Source organism: Mesorhizobium sp. CA8, from assembly GCF_020164955.1.
Lineage (GTDB): Bacteria > Pseudomonadota > Alphaproteobacteria > Rhizobiales > Rhizobiaceae > Mesorhizobium.
This window is the reverse complement of sequence record NZ_JAIUHG010000029.1, coordinates 64,787-87,653: the sequence shown is the minus strand read 5'-3', so window position 1 is coordinate 87,653 and position 22,867 is coordinate 64,787. Positions and strand designations below refer to the sequence as shown.

The window sequence follows — 22,867 nt, the reverse complement described above, 5'->3', positions numbered from 1 at the left end:
CCGATCGGTCCCTGCGGGTCGAGCACGCCGCCCGCGCAGCCGGGCAGGCCCGATATTACAGGCAACCAGATGAGCAGGCGCAGTGATTCGGATCTACTGGCGAACAACACAACGATTGGTCACGTGTTTGGGATAATGCGTCCAATCAAGACGCGCATGGAGCTCTCAGATCATATCTCCGAGCGTTGACGCGGTCTCTCTGCCGGCACCGTGCAACTCCCGGAGACACGCCCCAACTGTCACAGCAGGCGGTTGTTCCACCTACTTTGGCGAAGTGCAGGGCACTACGCGATCAGAACGAAAAGCTGGCTTTCGATGGCGACATGCAGGGTCAGAGTGAGTGTGCCATCCGATGAAGTGGTCAAGGAAGTCGCTGCGGCATCGGGATCGGCGAAGCAGTGCAGTCGCCACTCTTCCTGCTTGCCATCTCCCAGATCGCAATCACCGACCGCGTCCGGCGTGACACGCCTAACTCTCGATGAACCGTCGGATCAGTGTGAAATTGCGACCCGTGCAGATGTCATCGGGCAGGGCAATCTGGTGCAGCATGTCGCGGTCGATCACTGCTGGCGAGGGGACGCAGCGCTCTCTGTGCTGCCAGGCTTCCTTCAGGATGACGTCGCTCTGGTCGCGCCCGGCTACGCGAACAGGGCGTGTCCTTCCTCGTCATCGAACATGACATGGAGATGGTTCGCAACGTCTGCGACCGAATTGTCTTCATGGATTCGGGACGGGTGGTGATCAGCGGCTCTTTCCAGGACATCGTGCGCAATTCTGAAGTCATGCAGACCTACCTGGGGCGCCCGCAATGAGCACGCTGGCCTCCGAGAACATCATCACCGGCTACGGCAATCACGAGGTCGTCCATGGCATCTCACTGACGGCTGAGCTCGGGAAAATCACCTGCATCTTCGGGCCGAACGGCTGCGGCAAATCAACCGTGCTAAAGGCCATCGCCGGGGCGCTGCCGGTGTGGAGCGGCGCCGCCCGCCTTGGCGACACTGTGCTTTCCAATCTGCCCGTGCACCAAGTGGTACGCCAGGGACTGGTGCTGATGCCGCAGGGCGGCGGCGTGTTCCCGCGCCTGATCGTGATGAACGACCTGCGCATGGGTGGTTACGCTATCACCGACAAGCGGCTGGTGGAAAGGCGCATTGACATGTTGATCGCCCAGTATCCGTCGCTGGCCAGGCGGCGCAAGACGGCGGCCGGCGCGTTGTCGGGAGGCGAGCAGGCGATGCTGTCGCGGCGGCCAAGATGTAGAGTTTGTCTGCTATCGGCATGGCCTCGCCGATGTTCTGCTCGACCATCATATGCCAATGCCTTGCTTCGTCAGCGTCGTGATTTGCTCCAGCGTCTGGATCACCATGGCCGGCGCGACAGGGCCGGCGGAAGGCTCGTCGAGCAGGACAAAGCGCGGCTCGGAAACCAACGCGCGGGCTAGATCAGCGCCTGGACGCCGTGCCGCGTGGAGATCTCGCTCATGCTTTCCTTCACCGCCAGCCGGTCGGCGGCCAGGGCGTGATAAGCCTGCTCGCCCAAATATCCCGACGCGCCGGGATATGACGAAGTAGCCCCCTACCTTTGCTCGTTTCGTCTCACTGAAGGGGAACATGACGGCAGCGTAAGGGTCTGACCGCTGCACTTCAGGTCCGGCTTGACACGATTCCTGGTTTTGCAGGTTCAAGGAAGCAGACCCTCAGCGCAGCCTGCTATTCTCAGGGAGCCTCTGATTTCGCGATTCTGGCAGCGCGTTCCATCGCGGCACGAAGTACCATCGCTCTGCCATGAATCGGCGGAATGGCTACCCCCAACCACCAATCGTGCGTCTCCCGCGCCCGAGAAGTCGGCTAGCGGCAATGGCCTTGGGCAAGCAGCCGTGCCTCTGCTCAGGGTCATCAGTTTGTCCACCACACTGCAACAATAAATCATCAACCGGTTCGCCACGACGCGCGAAGGGGCTCATTGCAGAAGCGGGAGCGCCTCACCTGAACGCCGACTCTCGGGTAGCTTCAGCGGTGGGTGAATACATTTCTGCCTACCCTTTGATCGCAACTGACTAAAAGACCATTGCATCCGGGCTGTTCTTGTTGTACGAACGTTCAACAAGGAGTTGACGAGCACCCGCCGTGGTACGGACCGAATTTCCCTTTGCCGTCGAAACCGTCGATCCATACTGGATCGCGCTGGCTGACGGCACGCAAATCGCCGCCACAGTGTGGCGCCCGCGCACTCAGGCCAAGGTGCCCGTCGTGGTCGAAATGGTGCCTTACCGGCGGCGCGACGGCACCGTTGCCCGTGACGTCGACATCCACCCCTGGCTCGCCGGATACGGCATCGCCTGCGCCCGAATAGACATCCGCGGCTCCGGCGATTCCGATGGCGACCTGGCAGACGAGTATCTGCCGCGCGAGCAGGAAGACGCCTGCGAGATCATCGCCCATCTGGCGGCGCAATCCTGGTGCAACGGCAATGTCGGCATGACCGGCATTTCCTGGGGCGGCTTCAACGCGCTGCAGGTCGCTGCGCGCCGGCCGCCGGCGCTGAAGGCCATCATCGCCAACTGCGCCACCGACGATCGCTATGCGGACGACATCCACTATATGGGCGGCGCGCTGCTTACCGAGCAGGAAATGTGGTCGAACTTCATGCTGGTGAAGAAGGCGATGGCGCCCGACCCGCAGATTGTCGGCGATGCCTGGCGCGCCATGTGGATGAGCCGTCTTGAAGCGACACGCTCGCTATCGGAAATCTGGCTCGCGCACCAGCGTCGCGACGACTACTGGCGGCAGGGTTCGGTCTGCGAGGATCATGCCGCGATCGAATGCGCCGTCATGGCCGTTTGCGGTTGGGAGGACAGCTATTCGAACTTCGTGCCGCGCCTGCTGGAACATCTGCCGGGGCCGAAGCTTGGCATCGTCGGACCGTGGTCGCATGCCTATCCCTGTCGCGGCGCGCCGGGTCCGCTGATCGGCTACCTGCAGGAGGCGCTGCGCTGGTGGCGTCATTGGCTTTGCGCCGAAGACACCGGCATCATGGACGAGCCGCTCTACCGGGTCTGGATCACCGGCGAGGAGCGGCCGCAGCCTTTCTATCTTCCGGATCATGCCGGCAGTTGGGCGGCCGAGGACCAATGGCCGTCGCCACGTGTCGAGCGCCGCGTCTTGCATCTGAACGCCGCCGGACTGGACGGCCAACCGGTACCTGGCGCCACGCTGTCGGTATGCTCTCCCGCCACCGCCGGCCGCGACTGCGGCCGCTGGGGCGGCTACGGTGGTTCCTGCCCCGACATGCCCATCGACCAGCGCCGCGAGGACGGCCTGGCGCTGTGCTTCGACACTTTGCCGCTGGAAGATGATTTGACCCTGCTTGGCGCGGCCGAGCTCGATCTGCTCGTCAGCGTCGACCAGTCGCATGTCAACCTTGCCGCCCGTCTCTGCGACGTCTATCCGGACGGCACCTCGGCGCTGATGACTTACGGCGTGCTCAACCTCAGCCACCGCGACAGCCACGAGCATCCGACGCCCTGTCCGACCGGAACACCGTTCCGCGTCAAGCTCAAGCTCAACGATTTTGCCCGCGCCATACCCAAGGGGCACCGCGTCCGGCTGGCGCTGGCCAACCAGCATTGGCCAATCCTGTGGCCGCAGCCGAAACTGTCGGTGTTGTCGGTCTCGAGCGGCGACAGCAAGCTGGTTCTTCCGGTGCGGCCGCCATCGCCGCGCGATCGCGACGTGCGCTTCGAGCCTGCCGAAACCGCGCCGCCGGTCCCGGCCACGACGCTGGCCGAAGGCTTCGACCGTCGCATCGTCACCGAAGATGTCGGCTCGGGCCTGCAGATCATCGCCTTGACCTCGGACCATGGAAGCAGGCGTTATGACGATCGCGCCATCACCGTGTCTTCCGCCAACAGCGATACGATGAGCATCAGCAGCGGCGATCCTCTCTCGGCAAAGCTCGTCACCGAATATCGATGGACGATCGCCAGCGCCGATGCCGATACCGAAGCGAGGGCGGTGACCGAGCTGACGGCGGATGAAACGCATTTCAACCTGAGTTGGCGCCTTGAAGCCCGAGAACGAGGCAAGCTCGTGCACAGCGCCTCGGCGACACGGCGCATCAGGCGCGATTTCGCCTGAAGGAGGGGAGGCCATGCTCGCATATGCAGTGAAGCGCATCGGTCTCGGTCTCCTGATCCTCGTCCTCGTCATGGTCGCCATGTATGCTGCCGTCTTCCTGGTTCCGGGCGATCCCGCGACCGTGGCGCTCGGTCCGCGCGCCACGCCGGAATTGAAGCGGCTGCTGATCGAGCGCATGGGACTCGACCAGCCGGTCTGGTGGCAGATCGTCGAATTCTTCCGCAACGCGCTGACCGGCAATCTGGGCTACGATGTCTGGTCGAACCGGCCCGTTTCCACATTGGTCCTGGAAGCGTTGCCGAACACGCTTGTCCTGGGGCTGACGGCGCTCGCCGTGGCGCTGCTGATCGGCGTGCCGCTGGGCTGCCTGTCGGTGATGCGGCGCGGCACGGCCGCCGATGCCGCCATCGGCGTGCTCTCGGTCGGTGTCATCGCCGTCCCGTCCTTCGTCGTCGCAATCTACTCGCTGCTGCTCTTTGCCGTCACGCTGCGCTGGCTGCCCGCCATCGGGGCGGGCGAGGCCGGCGATTTCTTAAGCCAAGCCAGGGCGCTGGTCATGCCGGCCGCGGCGATCGCCCTCGGGTGGATCGGCTATATCGCCCGCATGGTGCGCGCCTCGATGATGGAGGTGATGGGCGAGCCTCATATCCGCACCGCCCGTTCCTTCGGCCTGCCGGAGTGGAAGATCGTCTCCAAATATGCGCTGCGCATCGCCATCATCCCGACCATCTCGCTGGTCGCGGTCGGCCTCGGCAGCATTCTGTCCAGCGCCGTCTTCGTGGAGGCGGTGTTCGCCAGGCCCGGCATCGGCAAGCTGATCACCGACGCCGTTAGCACCCGCAACTATCCCGTCGTCATGGGCACGGTGCTGGTCATGACCGCCATCTACGTCTCCATCACCATCGCCGCCGATCTTCTCATCGCGCGGCTCGATCCGAGGGTCCGTGATGTCTTCCGTGGCTGAGGCCGCTCCATCCACGCCCGATCGACAACGGCTTGTTCTGTTGCGCGCATTGCTTGCCGATCCCTTCACCCGCGTGGCGCTGCTCCTGGTCGCCGGTTTCCTTGTCACTGCGATCTTCGCGCCCTGGCTTGCACCCTATTCGCCGCTCAAGATCGACGTACTGCACAAGCTGCAACCTCCCTCGGCGGCGCACTGGTTCGGCACCGATCATCTCGGCCGCGATCTGTTGTCGCGCGTCATCTACGGCGCGCGCACGGCGCTCACCATCGCCATGGTCTCGGTGGCCATAGCCGGCGCCATCGGGCTGCTGCTCGGCCTCGTCGCCGGCTACGGTCCGCGCTGGCTCGATGCCATCCTGGTGCTCAGCTTCGACAGCATGAATTCGCTGCCGATGATCATGTTCGCGCTTGCCGTCATCACCGTGCTCGGCGCCGGTACCGGCACGCTGATCATCGTCATCGCCGCGACGTCATTCCCAAGCTACGCGCGGCTGATCCGGGCCCAGACGCTGGCGCTGAAGAACAGCGACTACATCCTTGCCGAGCGTCTGCTCGATGCGAGTGCGGCACGCATCATCTTCATCCACCTCCTGCCCAACGTCGTCGGTCCGCTGATCATCCTTTTGTCGATGGACATTCCGGTCGTCATCATGGTCGAGGCCGGCTTGAGCTTCCTCGGGCTCGGCGTGCGCCCGCCGACGCCGTCCTGGGGCTCGATCCTCTATGACGGCTATACCAGCATCCGCTCGGCACCCTTCATGGTGATCTTCGGCGGCCTGCCGCTGGTGCTGGCGACGCTCGGCTTCACCTTTCTCGGCGAGGGGCTGCGCGACTATCTGGACCCGCGCCTGCAACTGCGGAGGCCGGCATGAGCGGCACGCTTGCCGCCAGCGGTCTAAGCGTCCGCTATGAGACGCCGCACGGTAGCGTGCACGCCCTTCGCCATGTCGATATCGAAGCGCATCCCGGCGAGGTCATCGGAATTGTCGGCGAGAGCGGCTGCGGCAAGTCCACGCTGGTCACCGCTCTGGCCAACCTGTTGCCGGCCAACGCCCGCATCGACGGGGCGATCCGGTACAACGGCGTCGACCTGGCAAAGCTCGACGCGCATCGCCAGCGGCTGCTGCGCGGCGATGAGATCGCGCTTGTCGGCCAGGACCCGATGACGGCGTTCAACCCGGTGCTGACCATCGGCGACCAGCTCGTCGACTTCCAGCACCACCGTAAGGATCTCAGCCGCACGCTAAAGAGGGCCCGCATCGCCGCAATGCTCGCTCGCGTGGGCATCGCCGATGCCGAACGGCGCATGCGGAGTTACCCACACGAGCTTTCCGGCGGCATGCGCCAGCGCGTGGCGATCGCGGCCGCCTTGCTGACCGATCCTGGCCTGCTCATCGCCGACGAGCCGACGACCGCGCTCGACGTCACCATGGAGGCGCAGATCATCCATCTGCTGCGTGAGCTCAGGCGCGAATACAACGGCATCGTCATCGTCGTCTCGCATCATCTGGGTGTCATCGCCGAGCTCTGCGACCGTGTCTATGTCATGTATGCGGGCGAGGTGGTCGAGGGCGGCGAGGTCGACGCGATCTTCCACGATCCGCGCCATCCCTATACCCAGGCGCTGCTCGCCTGCGATCCCGCCCGCTTCCATGATCGGCTGGACAGGCTGCCGACCATTCCCGGGTCATTGCCGAGCCTGATCCAACCACCGCCGGGATGCGTTTACGCGCCGCGCTGTGGCAAGGCCTTCGCGCCATGCAAGACCATCGCGCCGCCGCTGGTGAAGCTCACCGCATGCCATGCTGCCCGCTGCTATGTGGCGACGCCATGAGCCCGCTGCTTGCCGTCGAGGACCTGTCGGTCAGCTTCGGTCGCAGCAGCTTGCTCGACCGGCTGATCAATCCGTTCCCGCTGCCCGGCTTCAATGTCGTCGACGACGTCACGCTGTCGCTGATGCCGGCCGAGACGCTTGGGCTGGTCGGCGAATCCGGCTCCGGCAAGACGACGCTTGCCCGCACCATTCTCGGCCTCGTCCGGGCTGCGGCCGGCCGCATCGTCTTCGAGGGGAGGGAGGTCGCGACCCCGTCCGATTTTCGCGCCATGCGCCGGCGCTCGGCGATGATGTTCCAGGATCCGGTCGCCTCGCTCAGCCCGCGCCTGCGGGTCAGCACGCTGCTCACCGAACCGCAGGTCATCCAGGGGCTGCCAATGCAGGACCGGCGCGCTGCGGCGAAGGCGCTGCTGGCGTTGGTCGGCTTACCGGCCTCCTTCGTCGACCGCTTTCCGCATGAACTGTCGGGCGGGCAGGCCCGTCGCGTCGGCGTCGCGCGGGCGCTTGCGATGAAACCGCGTCTGCTGCTTGCCGACGAGCCGACCGCCGGGCTGGATGTCTCGGTGCAGGGCGATGTGCTCAACCTGATCGGCGAGCTCAAGCGCGAGCTCGGCTTCGCCACCATGATCGTCACCCACAATCTGGCGATGATCCGCCATGTCAGCGATCGGCTCGCCATCATGTATCTTGGCCGGCTCGTTGAGACAGGACCGACGCAAGAGGTCTTCTCCGCCCCATTGCATCCCTACACTGCGACACTGATCCGGTCCGAGCCGATCCCCGATCCACGCCGGCGCAGCCACAATCTTGCCATTACCGGCGAAATCCCGAGCGTGTTCCGCCGGCCCTCCGGCTGCGAATTCCACACGCGCTGTCCGCTCGTGCAATCCCGCTGCAAGACCGAGGCGCCGATCTACCGGCCGATGGGCGCCGGTCGCCTGGTGCGCTGCCATTTCCCGCTGCAGACCGGCGGGCGAGAACGGGAAGCCGTCTCACGCGCTTCCGCAAACCCAAGGGGAAATTGATATGATGAATCGGACCATGGACAGACGTGCATTCCTGAAAGCTGCCGGCGTGTTGGGCGCCAGCCTGACGATGAAACCAGGATTTGCCTGGTCGGCGGCCGGCGACACGCTGCGCATCCGCATGGAAGGGGACCTGCAGACGCTTGATCCCGCCTTCATGATCGGCGGCATCGAAGACGTCATGATGCGTGGCATCTATGTGTCGCTGAACCGCCTTGGCGATCTCAGGCAAGGTTCGCCGTGGTCGCTCTGGGGCGCCGAGAAACTCGAGCTGAAGGATCCGAAGACCATCGCCTTCACCCTGATCGATGGGCTGAAATGGTCGAACGGCCTTGGCCCGGTCACCGCCGAAGACGTGAAATTCTCCTACGAGCGAATAGCCGATCCGAAGCTGTCGTCGCCCTGGGCCTATCAATTCGAGAAGCTGGACCGTGTCGAAGTCGTCGACGCCAGATCCGGCATCATCTACCTCAAGGATCCGTACCAGCCGATCTTCGTCACCAGCCTGCCTTATTATGGCGGCCACATCATCAGCCGCGCCGGCACGGAGAAGGCGGGCGGCAAATTCACCACCGAGCCGCCGGCGACCTGCGGTCCTTATCTCTTCTCGGACTGGCAGCAGAAGCAGAAGGTGACGCTGACCGCCAATCCGGACTGGCCGGGACCGAAGCCGGATTTCGGCAAGGTCGAGATCTATGTCGTCGCCGACGATCAGGCGGCGCAATTGGCCTACGAGGCCGACGCCTTTGATTACACCAAGATCGCCATTTCGGCGACCAAGGCCGTGAAGGCCAAACCGCCCGCCAATACGAAACTGATCGAGGCGCAGTCGACCCGCTATGTCTGGCTGACGATCAACATGCTCAGCCCACGCCTCAAGGATCTCAAGGTGCGGCAAGCCGTGCAATATGGCGTCGATGTCGGACAGATCCTAACCGGCGTCTATGACAATCTCACCAAGCGCTCCACAGGCGTGGTCCAGCCCGGCACGAAATTCGCGCGCCTGAGCAATCTGATCGCTGCGCCCGACTATGAGAAGTCCGCCGCACTGCTTGCGGAGGCAGGCGTCAGCGACTTGTCATTGACGTTGACGGTGATGAACGATTCGATCCGCACCGCAGCCGCGCAGATCATCCAGGCCAGCCTTGAGCAAGCCGGCATCAAGGTCGAGATCCAGCCCTACGACGAAGCCGCCTTCTGGGGCGTCGGCGACAAGACGCAAGGCGACGGCTACAAGAACATCGACCTGGCGCTGATGGATTTCGCCGGCGGTGTTGATCCGTCCGAGAACCTGGTCTGGTTCCGCCCCGACCAGATCGGCACCTACAATTGGTCCGGCTTCGACAGCCCCGAATTCGAGATCAGCTATCAGCAACTGATTGCCGAAAGCGACGAAGCCAAGCGAGTCGCGTTGTCCAACCGCATGGAGGATCTGATGGAACAGTCCGGCGGATTCGTCTTCATCTGTCACCAGCCGCTGGTCGCCATCCATAAGACCGCGTTCGAACCCGTCATCTATCCGGACGGTCACCCCAATCCTGTGCTGTTCAAGAAGACGGCATGATCGCTTGATGGACAGGACGGGCGTAATCGATTAGCTGGGTTGCATGACGCAAGCCCAACCGGAAGCTGCAAAAACGAAGCGCGGTGCGAAGAAGGCGCCGCGCTTCAGCCGCGAACAGGCCGATGTGCGCCGCTCCATGCTGATCGAGGCGGCGACGCGGTGCCTGTCCGTCGGCGGCATCGGCGCCTTCACCATAGATCGTATCTGCAAGGAGGCCGGCGTCTCGCGCGGGCTCATCAACCACCACTTCGAAAGCCTCGATGGGCTGCTGGTCGAGGTCTACAAATCCTCGCTCTATGCCAGCGTTAACAACCAGATCGACGAAGCCAAGCGCCGCCGCGCCGAGGCGTCCGGCTGGCATCCCGAGGCCGCGCTGGCCGCCCTGGTGCGGTCCAACTTCGCGCCGGAATATTTCAGCCGCGAGAACCTGCTGATCTGGCTGTCGCTGTGGGGTGAGATCGCCGTCAACCCGCGACTGAAGGCGGCGCATCGCGAGCTCTACGACGCTTACCGCGCAGAACTTGCCGAGGACATCGCGGCGGTTGCGGTTGAGCGCGACAGACGAGTCGACGCGCCCGCGCTGGCGCGCAATTTCATCGCGCTGGTCGACGGGCTCTGGCTCGAATGGTGTCTCGACGAAAGCGTGGTGACGCCGCAGGCGGCCGAGGCCGCCGGCTTCGAGATGCTCGAGGCGCAGGTCGGGCCTTTGCGGAACGCCTGACTCAGTTCAACGGCGATCCGCCCTCGCGCTTGCGGCGCTCCACATAATCGCGCAGCGCCTCGTCGATGCCGGGATCGATCGGCGGTTGCTCGTAGTCGGCGACCATGCGTTTCCAGATCACGTTGGCCCGTTCCCGCGCGGTGATCTGGCCGCGTTCCATCCAGGTGTCGTAATTGTCCCAGTTGGACACCAGCGGCGAATAGAAGGCGCGCTCGTAGCGCTGCATGGTATGCGCGGCGCCGAAGAAATGCCCGGCTGGGCCGACCTCGCGCACCGCGTCCAGCGCCAGCGTGTCGATGTCGACGACGGGCGGATCGAAATAGGCCGACATCATCTGCAGCATCTCGGCATCGATCACCAGCTTCTCGAACGACGCGGTCAGCCCGCCGCCGAGCCAGCCAGCCGCGTGCAGCACCAGGTTGGCGCCGCCCATCAGGCAGCCCCACAGGGACATCGCGCTCTCATAGGCGGCCTGCGCGTCGACCGCATTGGCGGCGGTGACGTTGCTGGAGCGGAACGGCACGCCGATCAGCCGGCAGAGCTGTCCGGTGATCTGTGCCGCTTGCGTGTATTCCGGCGTGCCGAAGGCGGGTGCTCCGGTCTTCATGTCGACATTTGAGGTGAAGCCGCCATACATCACCGGCACCCCAGGTCGAACGATCTGCGTCAGCACGATGCCGGCCAGTGCCTCGGCATGCTGCTGCGACAGCGCGCCGGCAAGCGTCACCGGGCTCATTGCTCCGGCCAGCGTGAACGGCGTGATGACGTTGACCTGACCGTGCTCGGCCAGCGCGATCAGCCCCTCGGCCATCGGCTCGTCGAGCTGCAGCGGTGAATTGGTGTTGATGATGCCGGTGAACACCGGCATCTCCCGCGCCAGGTTTTCGCGCGTCGTGCCGAGCGAGATCGCCACCATTTCCAGCGCGTCGATGGCGCGGCCATGACCCAGCGCCTGCGGCTGCCAGTTTTTGTCGAGCAAGGTGATCTCGGCATAGTAGAGGTCGAGGTGGCGCGTATTCTGGTGCAGGTCGAGCGGCTCGAACGGTCCGCCGCCTTCCTGATGCAGCACGTTGAACGACTGGATGAGCTTCAGATAGTCGCGCATCTCGGCATAGGTGCCGGGACGGCGGCCGCGGTCATTGTCCATGACATAGGCCGGCCCGCCGACCGACGACAGGATGCAATGCCGCCCGCCGACCTTGACGTTCTTTTCAGGGTTACGGGCGCGCAGCTCGAAGGATGACGGCGTCATGGCGACGCACTCCATCACCATGGCGCGGTCGAAGCGCACGCGCATCTCGCCTTCGTCGACGTTGCAGCCGGCGGCACGATAGAGCTGGCGCGCCCGAGGCTGCAGCACGCGCATGCCGATCTCCTCGAGGATGGTGAGGCCCATTTCGTGGATCGCCCGCACTTGGTCGGCCGACAGGATCTCGATCGGGGCGTAAGGCCGGGTCAGCTGCTTCCATGGCCGCTGCGCGATGCCGCCTACCTCGCGCTGGGGGCGGCCGGGCCTGCGACGTGCTGCGATACGCTCCATGACTTTCTGGACCTCCTTGTTTGACGCGATTCCGAACGGAAAGCCGCTTCACACCTTTCCTGGATTGCTCTATTCGGCTGCCGTTCGCATCTGGAAATCCGCCGCCGCATCGACGATCGGCGTGTCGCGGCGGTAAGGCCGCCAGCGAAGCGTCTCGCCGATTTCGCGCGCCAGCTTGTGGCCGCTATGCACCGCATGGGCAATGGCGCCAGGCGCCAGCGTGTCGCCGATGCGATCGACGCTCCGGATGCCCGCCGCGCCAAGCGCGTCCGCCCTTTCGGTCAGCGCTTCGAACAACTCGTTTCGCGGCAACCGCAATCCGACGATCAGCACCGAGCGGCAGGCCACGCGGGTCTCTTCGCTGGTGAACAGATGCGCCAGCGTCGCCGTCTCGCCATCGAAGGATTTCAGCAGATGCAGCGTCGTCACCGGCACGTTGCGGCGCGCCAGCGCCCGGTGCACCAGCGGCAGCTCGTTGGTCATGATCGTCCATGCGGAGGCATGGCCGGACGGTGTCGCATAGCTGACCGGGATGCCTTGGGCGGCCAGATGCTCGGTGAGGACGCCGCCCATGTAGTAATTGTCGAAATCGAAGACCAGCGTCGGCCCCTCAGGGAGCTTGCCGGCGGCGATGTCGTCGGGTGTGAGCACATCCGCATGGTCGAGCCGCCCGACGGGGATCTCCATCGAGGAATAGAGCATGTTCGTCCAGCGCGCGCCGGTTGCCAGCACCAGGCGTTCCGGTGCCAAGTCGATGATCTCGTCGGCGCCGAGCGTGCTTTCGGGATAGAGCGAGACATTGCTCATCTCGCCGATGCGGCCCAGTCGGTACTCGATGACACGATTCCAGGCTGACAGCCCTGGCAACGTCTTCTCGAAGGTCAGCCGCCCCCCGAAGCCGCGGCTGGCGTCGGCAAGCATCACCTCATGGCCGCGGCGGCCGAGCGTCATGGCGCATTCGAGCCCGGCCGGTCCGCCGCCGACAATGAGGATGCGTTCGGGTCTGCCGGCGCGCCCGACGCGTTCGGGATGCCAGCCGCGCCGCCATTCCTCGCCGGCGGTCGGATTCTGGGTGCAGCGCACCGGCACGCCGTCATGCCAGCTCGAAATACAGATGTTGCAGCCGATGCATTCACGGATCTCGACTTCGCGGCCGTCGCGGATTTTGGCAGGCAGGAAGGGGTCGGCGATCGACGGCCGCGCGCCGCCGATTAAGTCGAGCACACCGCGTCGGATCTGCGACACCATCGTGTCCGGTGAGGTGAAGCGCCCAACGCCGACCACGGGCTTCTTCGTCAGCGACTTGACGAAATCGATGACCGGCTCGTGGCTGCCTTCGCCGGTGAAGCGCGATGCCGAGCAATCCGTCGGGCTTGAGTCCATCTTCACGTCGAACAGGTCGGGCAGGTCGGCCAGAAGTTCGATCAGCTCATGGGCTTCCGAAGGCTGGTTGCGCCCGGGCCGGCCGCGCAGTTCGTCGAGGCTCACACGAAGCGCGACACCGCAATCCTTGCCCACCGCATCCTTCGTCACCTCGATCATCTCGCGCACGAAGCGGACACGGCTCCCGATCGAGCCGCCATATTCATCGACGCGATGATTGTATTCCGGCAGCAGGAACTCGTAGCCGAGATAGCCCATCCCGGCATAGACATAGACGACATCGAAGCCGGCCGTGCGCGCCTTGCGTGCCGCTTCGGCCTGGCATCTCAGCACCTCCTTGATATCGGCCTTGTCCATCGTCTTCGGTCGCAGATTGCCCATGAAGCCGACATGCGTGGCCATCCACGGAATGCCGGATGGCGACAGCGGCGGCAGGCGGCTTGTCCGGTTCATCACCGATGCGCCGCCATGCCATAGTTCCACGCCGGCAAGCGATCCATGGCGGTGCACGGCCTCCGTCATCAGCGCGTGAGCGCGGATGTCGTTGTCGTCCCACAGCGTCGCGAAAGGCAGCGGCGCATCGTCCGATGTCGGATCGATCGAGCACGCCCCCGTGCAGATCACGCCCCATCCGCCTTCGGCCTTGGCTTCGCGAAATGCCGCGCGAACGCGCGGCAGCGCGTTGGTCATCCCGCTTGCATGCGGCACCTGATAGAAGCGGTTCGGCGCGGTCACGGGTCCTATTGCTACCGGCTCCAACAGGATTTCGTAACGGGGGTTGCACTGCATCGTGGCTTCTCAAACGCATTGTTGAACAATCGTTCAACAAAGATATGCGAGATCTCTCGTGGACGCAACCACAGAACATAACCACTGCACATTTTGGCCTCAGCGACCTGAGGCATCGCGCGAGAGGGCAGCTAGTACGAGATCCGATTTCGACATTCCGGTCCGGGCTCGAAAATGCCACGGGAGCTTTGCGCCTCATGTCGGCCCTAGACGTCAGCTTGGACATCGCTCAAACGGGGCGTTCTATCGGATCCTACCGCCCAAGTTTGAGCCCTGATGGAGTGCGGCGTCAAAAGTGCGAACGACTTGGTTGCTACAGCAGCAAACCTTGGCCTTGAACGGAAGATTTCCAGATCACCGGTGGCGCGTGGTGACAGTTTGGGCATGCCGTCGAAATGCGGGACAGCGTTCTTACGTTGCCGAACGCGCCTCGGCGAGCGCGATATTCGACAGGGCTTCGCGTTGGCCCGTGCGGACAACTGCGGGATCATAGGTTTTGCGGGCGAAGACCTCGCGCACCATGGGCGCGAAGAACTCGAGCGGCCGGGTTCTATAGTCAGGATCGAAGCTCGACTGATCCCATCTTTCGCAGAACTCCGCGCAGTCATCAAAATAGGCGTTAGCCTTGAACGCATCCCGCTTGCACGGGTTCGCGCCGACATGCTCGCCGTAGTAGATCAGCTGGAAATCTCCGTGCTTCTCAACGACCCACGCACATTGCTCCCGTACGAAGGGACGCAGGATGGCGGCGGCGTATTCGTCGTGGTTGTAGGGGGCATAGATATCGCCAATATCGTGCAGCAACGCGGACACAACCCAGTCGGTGTCGGCGCCGGCATACCAGGCGCGCGTGGCGGCCTGCAGCGAATGGCCGAGCCGCGTCACCTTGTAGCCTGACAGCGATTTGTCGAGTTCGACCATCGCTGCCAGGAGCCGGTCGGCTGTGCCGGCCGCATACTCTGTTTCATGCGCGGTCAGGAAGGCATAGTCCTCGCGGTCGCCGTCCTTCATTTGGGTAAACTTCACGGTTTCCATTGGCGAACCTCGTCTGGTTACGGTTTTCGGGCCATTTCGAGATAGATCTCATCGCCGTCGACGTGCACGGGGAATGTGCGCGCCTTCAGCTTGTCGTCTACAAGGCATTTGCCCGACCGGATATCGAACTCCCACCCATGCCATGCGCAGCGTATGAGCTCGCCGGCGCGAACGTAGACGAACTCTGTCTTGTCCGTACGCTTGGTGGTGCCGGATATCGGCCCTTCGCAGAGCTGGCCCGCTCGGTGGGGGCAGATGTTGAGCAGGGCCGCATAGCCATCCTCAAGTTGGAATATTCCCACAGGGATGCGGCCGATGGTGACGATCTTGGGTTCGCCGACCCGCACGTCCGCGGTCTTGCAGGCGAAGGTGAGCCCCCAGGCGGCCGCGGTGGTCATGAGGCAATCCTCGCGGTGGCAGCCGAAGCCTCGATGCGCTTGTAAACCTCCAGCGCATTCAGACCCATGACCTTGTCGCGCCAGGCCGGCGGGACGTGCAGGTTGGTCGGCGCGTCGAAATCCCAGTGCGGATAGTCGGAGGCGAAAAGCAGCGTGTTTTGTCCGTCCATGTGCTCCAGCGTTTCCCACAGATGCCTGACGTTCTGGGGCTGCTCAAGTGGCTGGGTGCTGAAGCGGATGTTGCGGCGGCAATATTCCGACGGAAGCATCTTCAGCCACGGCGTTTCCTTGCGCAGCGCCTTGAAGTTGGCGTCGAGCCGCCACATCAGCGACGGAACCCACGACACGCCGCACTCAATGACGACGAAATAGAGGTCGGGATATTTCTCGAACACACCGTTGGAGATCATGCTGACCACATGAGTCATAGCGGGCTGGCTGAGCAAAGCGTGCGTTTCCCAGTAGTAGGAGGTCGGCCCGCCGGCGACCGCATTGTGGTTGACGCCGCCCTGGCCGCCGAAATGGATTGCGAAGGGCAGGCCGACCTCGGCGCAGGCCTCGTAGATCGGATGGTAGAAGGGGTCGCCGTAGGGGCGCTGCGAGCCGTGGCTCGCCAGGACCTGGACGATGTCCTTGTGGTCGCCGAGGCGTCGGATCTCGGCAGCGGCGCCGTGCGGATCGGTCGGCGAAATGATGATTGATCCCTTGAAGCGGCTGTCCTTCGGCAACCACCAGTCGATCATGTAGTCGTTATAGGCTTTCACCAGTGCGTTGGCGTAGTGATAGTTGGCCAGCGTCGACGCCTCCAGCGGCTCGTCAGCGGTTAGGATCGCCACGTCGATGTCATAGAGATCGAGGTGCTTTTCCTTCATGATCAGGTAGTTGTCTTCCTCCGTCTCCGGGCGGATGTCGTGGCGCGAAAATCCTTCCGGATGCAGCCAGGGGCGGTGGCCATGCGGAAAGCTTCCCCTCGGCCCCGGCTTCTCGCCGCGCACCAGAAAATCGCGCCAGTAGGGCTCGAGATAGGGGAGCAGCACTTCGGCGCTGGACCAGTAGTTATGTACGTCGGTGTCGACGATGAACATGGATGTCTTGCCTACCATGGAGGATGGGATGGATGACGCAACTGTGCGCTTCGGCGGCAGGTCCCGGCAACGCAAGCGGCGGCGAGACGTTGATCGAGGAATCCGATTACCCGTTGTCGGGCAGGCCCAATAAGCGCTAGCCGTTGCGGGAAATTCCTCCCGCCGGATGCTCGAAATGCAGATCGAACTCTTGGATACGTTCCTTGACCTGATCGAAACCCGCAACTTCAATAGGACCGCAGAGCGGCTTGGCATCACCCAGTCAACCGTCTCGAGCCGCATCCGCGCGCTCGAGACGTTGCTGGAGAAACAGCTCTTCATCCGCGGCAAGAGCGGCACGGAGCCGACGGTCGCCGGCCTGCGGTTCGAAGAGCACGCGCGCGCGGTCAGGCTGCGCTGGCTGGATGCCCGCCGCGAGATCCAGTCGGTCGGCAAATTCGACCGCCTGATCCGCATCGGCATCCAGTTCGAGCTGTACGAGCGGGTGCTGGAAGGGTGGCTGGAATGGGTGCGGGCGACGATCCCGAAACTGGCGATTTATGTCGAGATCGACTACTCCAACCAGATGATCCTCGATCTGACCACCGGCAGCCTTGATCTGGCGGTGCTCTATTCGCCGCAGCACCTGCCTGACATGCACTACGAGCAGATCGCCGAGGAGAATTTCGTCATGGTTTCGACGCGCGGCGTTGCCTTCGGCGAGGTCACGTCTGGTGACTATATCCGCGCCAATTATTCGGCCTACTTCAACCACGCCCACAAGCAGATGCTCCCGGAACTGGAGAACAGCCCGGTCTCGACCGGAAATGGTGGCGCCGTTGCATATCTGTTGCGAAGCCGAGGCGGCACCGCTTTCGTCACCGACGTCGTGGCGATGAAATTGCGGCAGGAAGGCGTCGCGCAGCTCGTTACCGATGCGCCGAAGATCTCACATCCCATCTATTCCGCCGTACATATCCGGAACCATCATTCACACACCCATGTTCGCCTTCTCAAAGCGCTCAAATCGATGACGGCGTAGATTGCAGTTCGACTGCGACGTTGCTCCTTGGTGTGCTGCAACAGGCCAGGATGAAGCCGTCTTTGCGCCCCCGGGTTCGACAGACCGCCCAGGCATGTCGACTACGCCTGACGAAGCCTGACCTTGCAGGGTGCCACATACGCCCATCCGGCACGATCTTGTCGATGTAAACACCATTAGCTTCGGCCTTTCAGGATTTGGCATCGTGGTCGGCATCACAGCGGACTCCGAGCGCTGAAAGGCGAGGTGGCTTTCGTGCTCAAGCTTCCTGCTCGCAGTCAGCGGCGCGGCGCCAAAGGCTTCCTAGAAAATCTGCCCCTCGGGGCCTCGAGTTCGAGTAGATGTTGGCGCATCGCCGGGTGAAACGGGCTGGCCCGCACATGAAGGCCCCAGACTCGTGCCATGGCGAAGGGCTCGAGTCGGATCGTATCCTTGGAATCAGTGCTTAGATGGTGCTCCGGAGCGCGGGGCCTAAGCAAGATTCCAAACAATGCGGCTCCGAACAGGCAAAGGAAAGCGCTTCCCCCGATGACGACAGAGCTCAATGGAGCGCTCCTATTTGACTTACAAGAGTTTGTGCACCCGGTTGGACTGCCGTCAGCTCCCGCAGTTGCTCGGCGGGGCTCCGCCCGTGAACCGATCGGACATCCATTCGACCGCCGCTCTAGCACTTCTATCGGCAGCGAGCGCGTGCCCGACTTTCGGCATCATAACCAATTGGACCGGGTTGCCGGCTGCACAAAGCCGCTTTGCGTAGTGTTGGGTCACTGCGGGATCGACGGTGGTGTCCGCCTCGCCCTGTGCCAGGAAAATCGGGATGTTGCTGGGCAGGATGCCGATTGTGTTCTGGGCAAGCAGCGACCGCCACGGTTGCAGGTTGGTCAGATTCTTGACCCGCAGAAAGCGCTGCTGAAGCTCTTTGCCGATCTCGGCTCGCGGCTTGATGTCAATTGGCGACTCTATGCAATCCTCAGCGAGGCGGTTGACCACGGGCCGTGTTGCCGGAAGAACGACATTGTCTATGGGCGCGCCGAAGACGCGTGCCCAGGACCACAACGTCATGGCGAGAAGGTTCTTGCCGCCCGGCGTCGCGAAATCATCGCGCAGCAGGGTTCCGAGATCAGTGGCCGGTGCAGCCGCGGCAACCCCGACCAGGCGCAGCTCTGGCGCATACCGCTTGGCCAAAAGGCCGGCGTAGAGGACGGCCTGGCCGCCTTGCGAGTGCCCCCAGACTGCAACCTGCGATCCGGCCTCCGCGTCCGACAGGTTTCGAGCCGCACGCAGCGAATCGAGCACCGCGCGGCCTTCGCTTATTCCAACGAGATAAGGATGGGGACCGGGCGTGCCGAGTCCGGGATAGTCGGTCGCCGTGACGATGTAGCCGTGCCTTACCATGTCCCGCAGACCTTGGATCTGCTGGAACTTGAACAACGCGAGCGATGGCGCGCAGCGCGGAACAATGCCCGAGGTCGGATGCGCCCACGCTACAATCGGCCTTCCGCCGGCGGGCGCTGCTCCCGTCGGAACCACGATCGTGCCGGAGACTGCGATCGGTTCGCCCTCGAGCCCGGTCGATCTGTAGAGCACGCGGTAGGCTTTCGCCGAAAGGAAAAGGCCAAAGAACAGCCGCTCCTGCCGGATAATGGTTCCAGGGGGTCCCAGGACCTCTTGCGGCGAAGCCTGATAAAACGCGTCTTGCGCTCGCGCAGCGAGATTGCCAGCCAGCAACAGACATAAGGCAAGGACGATGACGGCTGGCCCCCTATCGAACATGGGAATGAAAAGCAGCTTCATCTTGCAATCCTCATTTCCGTTCCAGTGCATCGAAGTCCCGCAACACGGTATTGAACATCCGTCCCGCTCGGCCTAAAGCCTTTCGCGGCATCCTAAAGTTCGAACCGAAGTTGCCGTTGTTCCGGCGGCCACACATCGCTTAGCGACGAAAGCGTGATGCCTAACAGCCGAATTCCCTTCTGTACCGGAAACACCGACCTCAGGAGACCGGCCGCGAGAGGTTCGAAGTCAGAGAACTCGATTGGCACCGACACGGTGCGACTGCGCGTGATCTGCTGGAAATCGGCAAATTTGACCTTCAGCGTGATCGTCCGGCCCCGGATAACGTTCCTTCACAGTACCCCCAAACCTTGGCTGTCAGCTGCTTGAGTTCGGCGATTGCTCCAGCGAGCTCCAAGATGTCGGCTGGGAACGTATCTTCGGCGCCGATCGATTTGCGCGGCCGATCCGGCTCGACCGCGCGCTCGTCGATGGCGCGCGCGATCTTATAGTACCAGAGTCCTGACTTGCCGAAATGCTGCTGCAGGAAGACAAGCGAGCGGTCCTTGAGATCGGCGCCGGTCTTAATGCCCAGCGCCTCCATCTTGGCGACCGTCGCGGGGCCTACACCATGAAATTTCTTGACTGGTAACGTCTCCACGAAGGCCGGGCCATGGCGGGGCGTAATGACGAACTGGCCGTTTGGCTTGTGCTGGTCGGACGCCATCTTGGCGAGGAATTTGTTATATGAAATGCCGGCGGAAGCGGTGAGACCGGTCACCAGCAGGATCTTCGCCCTGATCATCTCGGCGATCCTCGTGGCAGACGAAATGTTGAGCCTGTTCTGCGTCACGTCGAGATAGGCCTCGTCCAGCGAGAGCGGCTCGATGAGATCGGTATGCTCGGCGAACACCTCGCGGATCTGGGCCGAGACGGACCGGTAGACGTCGAAGCGGGGAGACACGAAGACCAGTTCGGGGCACTTGCGCTTTGCCTTGACGGAAGGCATCGCAGAGCGAACCCCGAAGGCGCGGGCCTCGTAGCTTGCGGCAGCCACCACGCCGCGCGCAGCGGCGCTGCCAACGGCAAGCGGCCTGCCGCGCAGGTCCGGATTGTCGCGCTGTTCGACCAACGCGTAGAACGCATCCATGTCGACATGGATGATCTTGCGCTGGTCGGCGCTGCGGTCAGGGGCCATATGCCTGCAATGCACTTCGCCAGGATATGTGCTTCGTCCTACCGGATCTACAACGCTCAGATCGCAAATTCAGCCTGCGCGCGCCCCTCATGGAGACGGGAAATCCGAAAACTGTCCCGAGGAAGGGGACGGAGCACTTCGTGTTCGGGACGCGTCCTGTCCAGCCACGCCGAGCGCTGGTCTCGGCGCAGCACTGCCATCTGGCGATCATGGTAAGGCGCGATGTCGTCATTCGCCTGGATCGTGAGGATTGCGTAGGCTTCCGGCCAATCGCGCGTCGCCGGCCGCCAGATGCCGGCGAAATAGAACCAGTCACCATTGGCGAGGCGAAAGCTATAGTTCCTCCCCTGGCTGCGATGCCGGAATTTCGGACACCGGCACGAGGCAGCGATGGCTCGGGAAGGATCGATCCTCTGCGCGCACCACAGTGAAAGGGCGCCCGCCTGGTTCCTTCGGTTGAAGTCCCCATCGCAGCTTGAGCATCTCAACATCGCCGCCATAGCGTCTTATGATGAGGCGGGGTTCAGCGAGCGGGCTGTCGGAATCGAAAACTGTTGCGCTCATACCAAAAGAACATAACAGGAACGAAGCCGCCGCGCAATGCCGCAGAGTTAAGGCGAGACATGTGCAATGACTATCGGCTGATGGTGGATGTCGCCTCGATCGTGGAGGACTTCGCCGATCTCAAGATCAAGATCCGCTTCAGTGAAGGTGCGCCGAACATCCAGGCGCGCGAGGACATCAAGATAACCGATATCGGGCCGATCATCCGCCCGGTCGATGGCGCGAGCAGCGAGGGTGACCTTGTTCAGCGCCGGTGGAGCTGGCCTGGACCGAACAAGAGGCCGGTCTACAATTTTCCGCTCGGACGGTCGCGAGTTCGCCTCGAACCGCTGCCTGATACCAGCCGATGGCTTTTACGAATTCACCGAACCGGCAGAGAAGGGCAAGAAGCTTCTACAACCCTCGGCGAAGGCACTCGTGCCGGTTGTCTGAGCCCCGTCGAGTTCGAGGGACAAGCTATATTAGCTTTGCCGCCTGCCGAAAGACCGGCAGCAGGCCATTGCCACTCCTTGGCAGCAGACAATCGCCACCGAACGCAGCTTAGATTTTGATGCTGCCTCAGGCGCTCAAAAGCCGTCCCGGAGGCACGTGGCCACACAGCTCTGACTCTGCCTTTCTAGCAACTCAGGCGTGGAACTCAGCTGGAATCGCGGGCGGTGACAAGCTTGGCCGTCAATTAGGAATCACCCGTTGAGAACCTCAACCGAGGTCAAAGATCGAGTAAAACAGCGCCTTGCGCGCGGCTGCAACAGGCCAGGACATACCCCGCCGATTTTTCTTCGGGCGTGAGGCCGCCCAGATCATGCATCGCGACTTCGCCCGAAAGCTTGGCTATCCGGCAAGTGCCGCAAATTCCCTGCTGGCAGCCAGTGGGAACATAGACGCCACAGTTGCGCGCCGCCTCCAGCAGGGTCTCTCCGGGCGCGCAGCGATGCTCTAATCCAGAACGGGTGAAATGGACCGAGGACGAAACGGCAGATTCTGCGTCCGGAGCAACACCGCCCGGGCACCCGCCGAAGCTCTCCTCATGATAGCCCCGTGGATCAACGCCTGCCTGGCCAAGACCGTCCCGCAGCGCCTTCATGTACTGTTCGGGGCCGCAGGCGTAGACCGTGCGATCACCAAGATCGGGTACGAGGTGCAGGAGTATGGGGCCGTCTATGCGGCCAGTCGGTCCTGCCCACGAGGGGTCTGCCTTGGAACAGACGTATGTCACAGCCAGGTTGGGGAATCGCGCAGCGAGCGCATCGAGTTCCGACCTGAAGATGATGTCTCGCGGCGACCGCGCGCTGTAGATCAGACGCAGGTCCAGATCGCACGCCCTGTCTGTCAGCGTTCGCAGCATTGACATAAGAGGCGTGATCCCGCTGCCGCCTGCAAGAAAGAGAGGCTTTTCGCTCGGCAAGCCGTCGAGGTTGAACGAGCCCAGCGGGCCTTCAATCTTGATTTGGTCGCCAGGCCGCAGGTTCTCGTGGAGCCAATTGGAAACGAGCCCGCCTGATGTCCGCTTGACCGTAATGTGCAAGTCGAGCGGTCGTGTAGGCGGCGACGAAACGGAATAGGACCGGGCGACCGCGGCGCCATCGACCGTGAGGTGAAGGACTACGTATTGCCCCGCATTGAAGCAGAACATGCGGTCTGACGCAGCCGAGAAGACAAATGTCTTCACGTCATGGGTCTCGTCGATGATCGCGCGACAGAGCATTGCCTGTGGCGATGCCTCGGCCCATTGCCGCTGCCGCATCCTTGCGAAAAAATCGGAAGCCGGAAACGAAGTATGCGCGTTCATGTTTGGCTCTTCAATTGACGCGCAAACATGGCAGCCAGACGCTTTC

General features: G+C 63.0%; 18 protein-coding genes and 3 pseudogenes. 12 read left to right on the top strand and 9 right to left on the bottom strand.

Features of this window, described 5'->3' with window-relative positions:
- From LB553_RS25765 to LB553_RS25720, 10 genes are all read left to right on the top strand, one after another.
- On the top strand, positions 1 to 189 hold a 189-nt coding region (locus LB553_RS25765; RefSeq protein ID WP_224517381.1), incomplete at its 5' end, for a hypothetical protein.
- Between the two features lie 464 nt (positions 190 to 653).
- Positions 654 to 812 carry a hypothetical protein gene (locus LB553_RS25760; RefSeq protein ID WP_224517378.1) on the top strand — a complete coding sequence of 53 codons (159 nt, stop codon included), beginning with the start codon at positions 654 to 656 and terminating at the stop codon, positions 810 to 812.
- Positions 809 to 1,444 carry an ATP-binding cassette domain-containing protein gene (locus tag LB553_RS25755; RefSeq protein ID WP_224517376.1) on the top strand — a complete coding sequence of 212 codons (636 nt, stop codon included), beginning with the start codon at positions 809 to 811 and terminating at the stop codon, positions 1,442 to 1,444. The genes LB553_RS25760 and LB553_RS25755 overlap by 4 nt, the downstream gene beginning before the upstream one ends.
- Positions 1,445 to 2,129: 685 nt before the next feature.
- Positions 2,130 to 4,139: a CocE/NonD family hydrolase gene (locus LB553_RS25750; RefSeq protein ID WP_224517374.1), complete on the top strand. Its 2,010-nt coding sequence runs from the start codon at positions 2,130 to 2,132 to the stop codon at positions 4,137 to 4,139.
- Between the two features lie 13 nt (positions 4,140 to 4,152).
- Entirely contained in the window at positions 4,153 to 5,103 is a 951-nt protein-coding gene (locus LB553_RS25745) for an ABC transporter permease (RefSeq protein ID WP_224517372.1), read from the top strand.
- 40 nt (positions 5,104 to 5,143) lie between these two features.
- A complete protein-coding gene (locus tag LB553_RS25740; RefSeq protein ID WP_224517370.1) occupies positions 5,144 to 5,974 on the top strand; it encodes an ABC transporter permease in 831 nt (276 codons plus the stop codon).
- A complete protein-coding gene (locus LB553_RS25735; RefSeq protein ID WP_224517368.1) occupies positions 5,971 to 6,936 on the top strand; it encodes an ABC transporter ATP-binding protein in 966 nt (321 codons plus the stop codon). Before LB553_RS25740 ends, LB553_RS25735 begins: the two co-directional genes overlap by 4 nt.
- Positions 6,933 to 7,961, top strand: a complete 1,029-nt coding sequence (locus LB553_RS25730) for an ABC transporter ATP-binding protein (RefSeq protein ID WP_224517366.1) — start codon at positions 6,933 to 6,935, stop codon at positions 7,959 to 7,961. The genes LB553_RS25735 and LB553_RS25730 overlap by 4 nt, the downstream gene beginning before the upstream one ends.
- 16 nt (positions 7,962 to 7,977) lie before the next feature.
- The gene (locus LB553_RS25725; RefSeq protein WP_224517364.1) at positions 7,978 to 9,525 is read left to right on the top strand and encodes an ABC transporter substrate-binding protein; all 1,548 of its coding nucleotides are present in this window, start codon (positions 7,978 to 7,980) and stop codon (positions 9,523 to 9,525) included.
- A gap of 43 nt (positions 9,526 to 9,568) precedes the next feature.
- Positions 9,569 to 10,246: a TetR/AcrR family transcriptional regulator gene (locus LB553_RS25720; protein ID WP_224517362.1), complete on the top strand. Its 678-nt coding sequence runs from the start codon at positions 9,569 to 9,571 to the stop codon at positions 10,244 to 10,246.
- Position 10,247: 1 nt separating this feature from the next.
- Here the strand turns inward: LB553_RS25720 and LB553_RS25715 are convergent, their stop codons facing one another.
- The 5 genes from LB553_RS25715 to LB553_RS25695 form a co-directional block, all read right to left on the bottom strand.
- Entirely contained in the window at positions 10,248 to 11,786 is a 1,539-nt protein-coding gene (locus LB553_RS25715) for a trimethylamine methyltransferase family protein (protein WP_224517361.1), read from the bottom strand.
- 69 nt (positions 11,787 to 11,855) lie between these two features.
- The gene (locus LB553_RS25710; RefSeq protein WP_224517359.1) at positions 11,856 to 13,958 is read right to left on the bottom strand and encodes an FAD-dependent oxidoreductase; all 2,103 of its coding nucleotides are present in this window, start codon (positions 13,956 to 13,958) and stop codon (positions 11,856 to 11,858) included.
- 411 nt (positions 13,959 to 14,369) lie between these two features.
- Complete coding sequence (locus tag LB553_RS25705; RefSeq protein ID WP_224517357.1) at positions 14,370 to 14,993, bottom strand: HD domain-containing protein; 624 nt, start codon at positions 14,991 to 14,993, stop codon at positions 14,370 to 14,372.
- A 17-nt stretch (positions 14,994 to 15,010) separates the two neighbouring features.
- On the bottom strand, positions 15,011 to 15,391 hold the full coding sequence (locus LB553_RS25700; RefSeq protein ID WP_224517355.1) for a Rieske (2Fe-2S) protein: 381 nt from the start codon (positions 15,389 to 15,391) through the stop codon (positions 15,011 to 15,013).
- Positions 15,388 to 16,476: an amidohydrolase family protein gene (locus tag LB553_RS25695; protein ID WP_224517353.1), complete on the bottom strand. Its 1,089-nt coding sequence runs from the start codon at positions 16,474 to 16,476 to the stop codon at positions 15,388 to 15,390. The genes LB553_RS25700 and LB553_RS25695 overlap by 4 nt, the downstream gene beginning before the upstream one ends.
- A 175-nt stretch (positions 16,477 to 16,651) precedes the next feature.
- Between LB553_RS25695 and LB553_RS25690 the strand changes: the two genes are divergently transcribed.
- A complete protein-coding gene (locus LB553_RS25690) occupies positions 16,652 to 17,497 on the top strand; it encodes a LysR family transcriptional regulator (protein WP_224517351.1) in 846 nt (281 codons plus the stop codon).
- 597 nt (positions 17,498 to 18,094) lie between these two features.
- Here LB553_RS25690 and LB553_RS25685 read toward each other — a convergent pair.
- From LB553_RS25685 to LB553_RS25675, 3 genes and pseudogenes are all read right to left on the bottom strand, one after another.
- Positions 18,095 to 19,291 (bottom strand): alpha/beta fold hydrolase, encoded by a 1,197-nt coding sequence (locus LB553_RS25685; protein ID WP_224517349.1) that lies wholly within the window; start codon positions 19,289 to 19,291, stop codon positions 18,095 to 18,097.
- A gap of 92 nt (positions 19,292 to 19,383) precedes the next feature.
- Positions 19,384 to 20,468: pseudogene (gene dinB / locus LB553_RS25680) on the bottom strand (DNA polymerase IV).
- A 56-nt stretch (positions 20,469 to 20,524) separates the two neighbouring features.
- A pseudogene (locus LB553_RS25675) lies at positions 20,525 to 21,032 on the bottom strand (SOS response-associated peptidase family protein).
- A gap of 59 nt (positions 21,033 to 21,091) precedes the next feature.
- Here LB553_RS25675 and LB553_RS25670 point away from each other — a divergent pair.
- Positions 21,092 to 21,422: pseudogene (locus tag LB553_RS25670) on the top strand (SOS response-associated peptidase); the annotation flags it as partial.
- A gap of 319 nt (positions 21,423 to 21,741) precedes the next feature.
- Here the strand turns inward: LB553_RS25670 and LB553_RS25665 are convergent.
- Entirely contained in the window at positions 21,742 to 22,821 is a 1,080-nt protein-coding gene (locus LB553_RS25665) for a hybrid-cluster NAD(P)-dependent oxidoreductase (protein WP_224517347.1), read from the bottom strand.
- Between the last annotated feature and the right edge of the window lie 46 nt (positions 22,822 to 22,867).

Coding starts and splice junctions, on each gene's coding strand:
- LB553_RS25755 (WP_224517376.1), top strand. CDS start 809: ATGAGCACGCTGGCCTCCGAGAACATCATCACCGGCTACGGCAATCAC.
- LB553_RS25745 (WP_224517372.1), top strand. CDS start 4,153: ATGCTCGCATATGCAGTGAAGCGCATCGGTCTCGGTCTCCTGATCCTC.
- LB553_RS25735 (WP_224517368.1), top strand. CDS start 5,971: ATGAGCGGCACGCTTGCCGCCAGCGGTCTAAGCGTCCGCTATGAGACG.
- LB553_RS25730 (WP_224517366.1), top strand. CDS start 6,933: ATGAGCCCGCTGCTTGCCGTCGAGGACCTGTCGGTCAGCTTCGGTCGC.
- LB553_RS25725 (WP_224517364.1), top strand. CDS start 7,978: ATGGACAGACGTGCATTCCTGAAAGCTGCCGGCGTGTTGGGCGCCAGC.
- LB553_RS25720 (WP_224517362.1), top strand. CDS start 9,569: ATGACGCAAGCCCAACCGGAAGCTGCAAAAACGAAGCGCGGTGCGAAG.
- LB553_RS25715 (WP_224517361.1), bottom strand. CDS start 11,786: ATGGAGCGTATCGCAGCACGTCGCAGGCCCGGCCGCCCCCAGCGCGAG.
- LB553_RS25710 (WP_224517359.1), bottom strand. CDS start 13,958: ATGCAGTGCAACCCCCGTTACGAAATCCTGTTGGAGCCGGTAGCAATA.
- LB553_RS25705 (WP_224517357.1), bottom strand. CDS start 14,993: ATGGAAACCGTGAAGTTTACCCAAATGAAGGACGGCGACCGCGAGGAC.
- LB553_RS25700 (WP_224517355.1), bottom strand. CDS start 15,391: ATGACCACCGCGGCCGCCTGGGGGCTCACCTTCGCCTGCAAGACCGCG.
- LB553_RS25695 (WP_224517353.1), bottom strand. CDS start 16,476: ATGTTCATCGTCGACACCGACGTACATAACTACTGGTCCAGCGCCGAA.
- LB553_RS25690 (WP_224517351.1), top strand. CDS start 16,652: ATGCAGATCGAACTCTTGGATACGTTCCTTGACCTGATCGAAACCCGC.
- LB553_RS25685 (WP_224517349.1), bottom strand. CDS start 19,291: ATGAAGCTGCTTTTCATTCCCATGTTCGATAGGGGGCCAGCCGTCATC.
- LB553_RS25665 (WP_224517347.1), bottom strand. CDS start 22,821: ATGAACGCGCATACTTCGTTTCCGGCTTCCGATTTTTTCGCAAGGATG.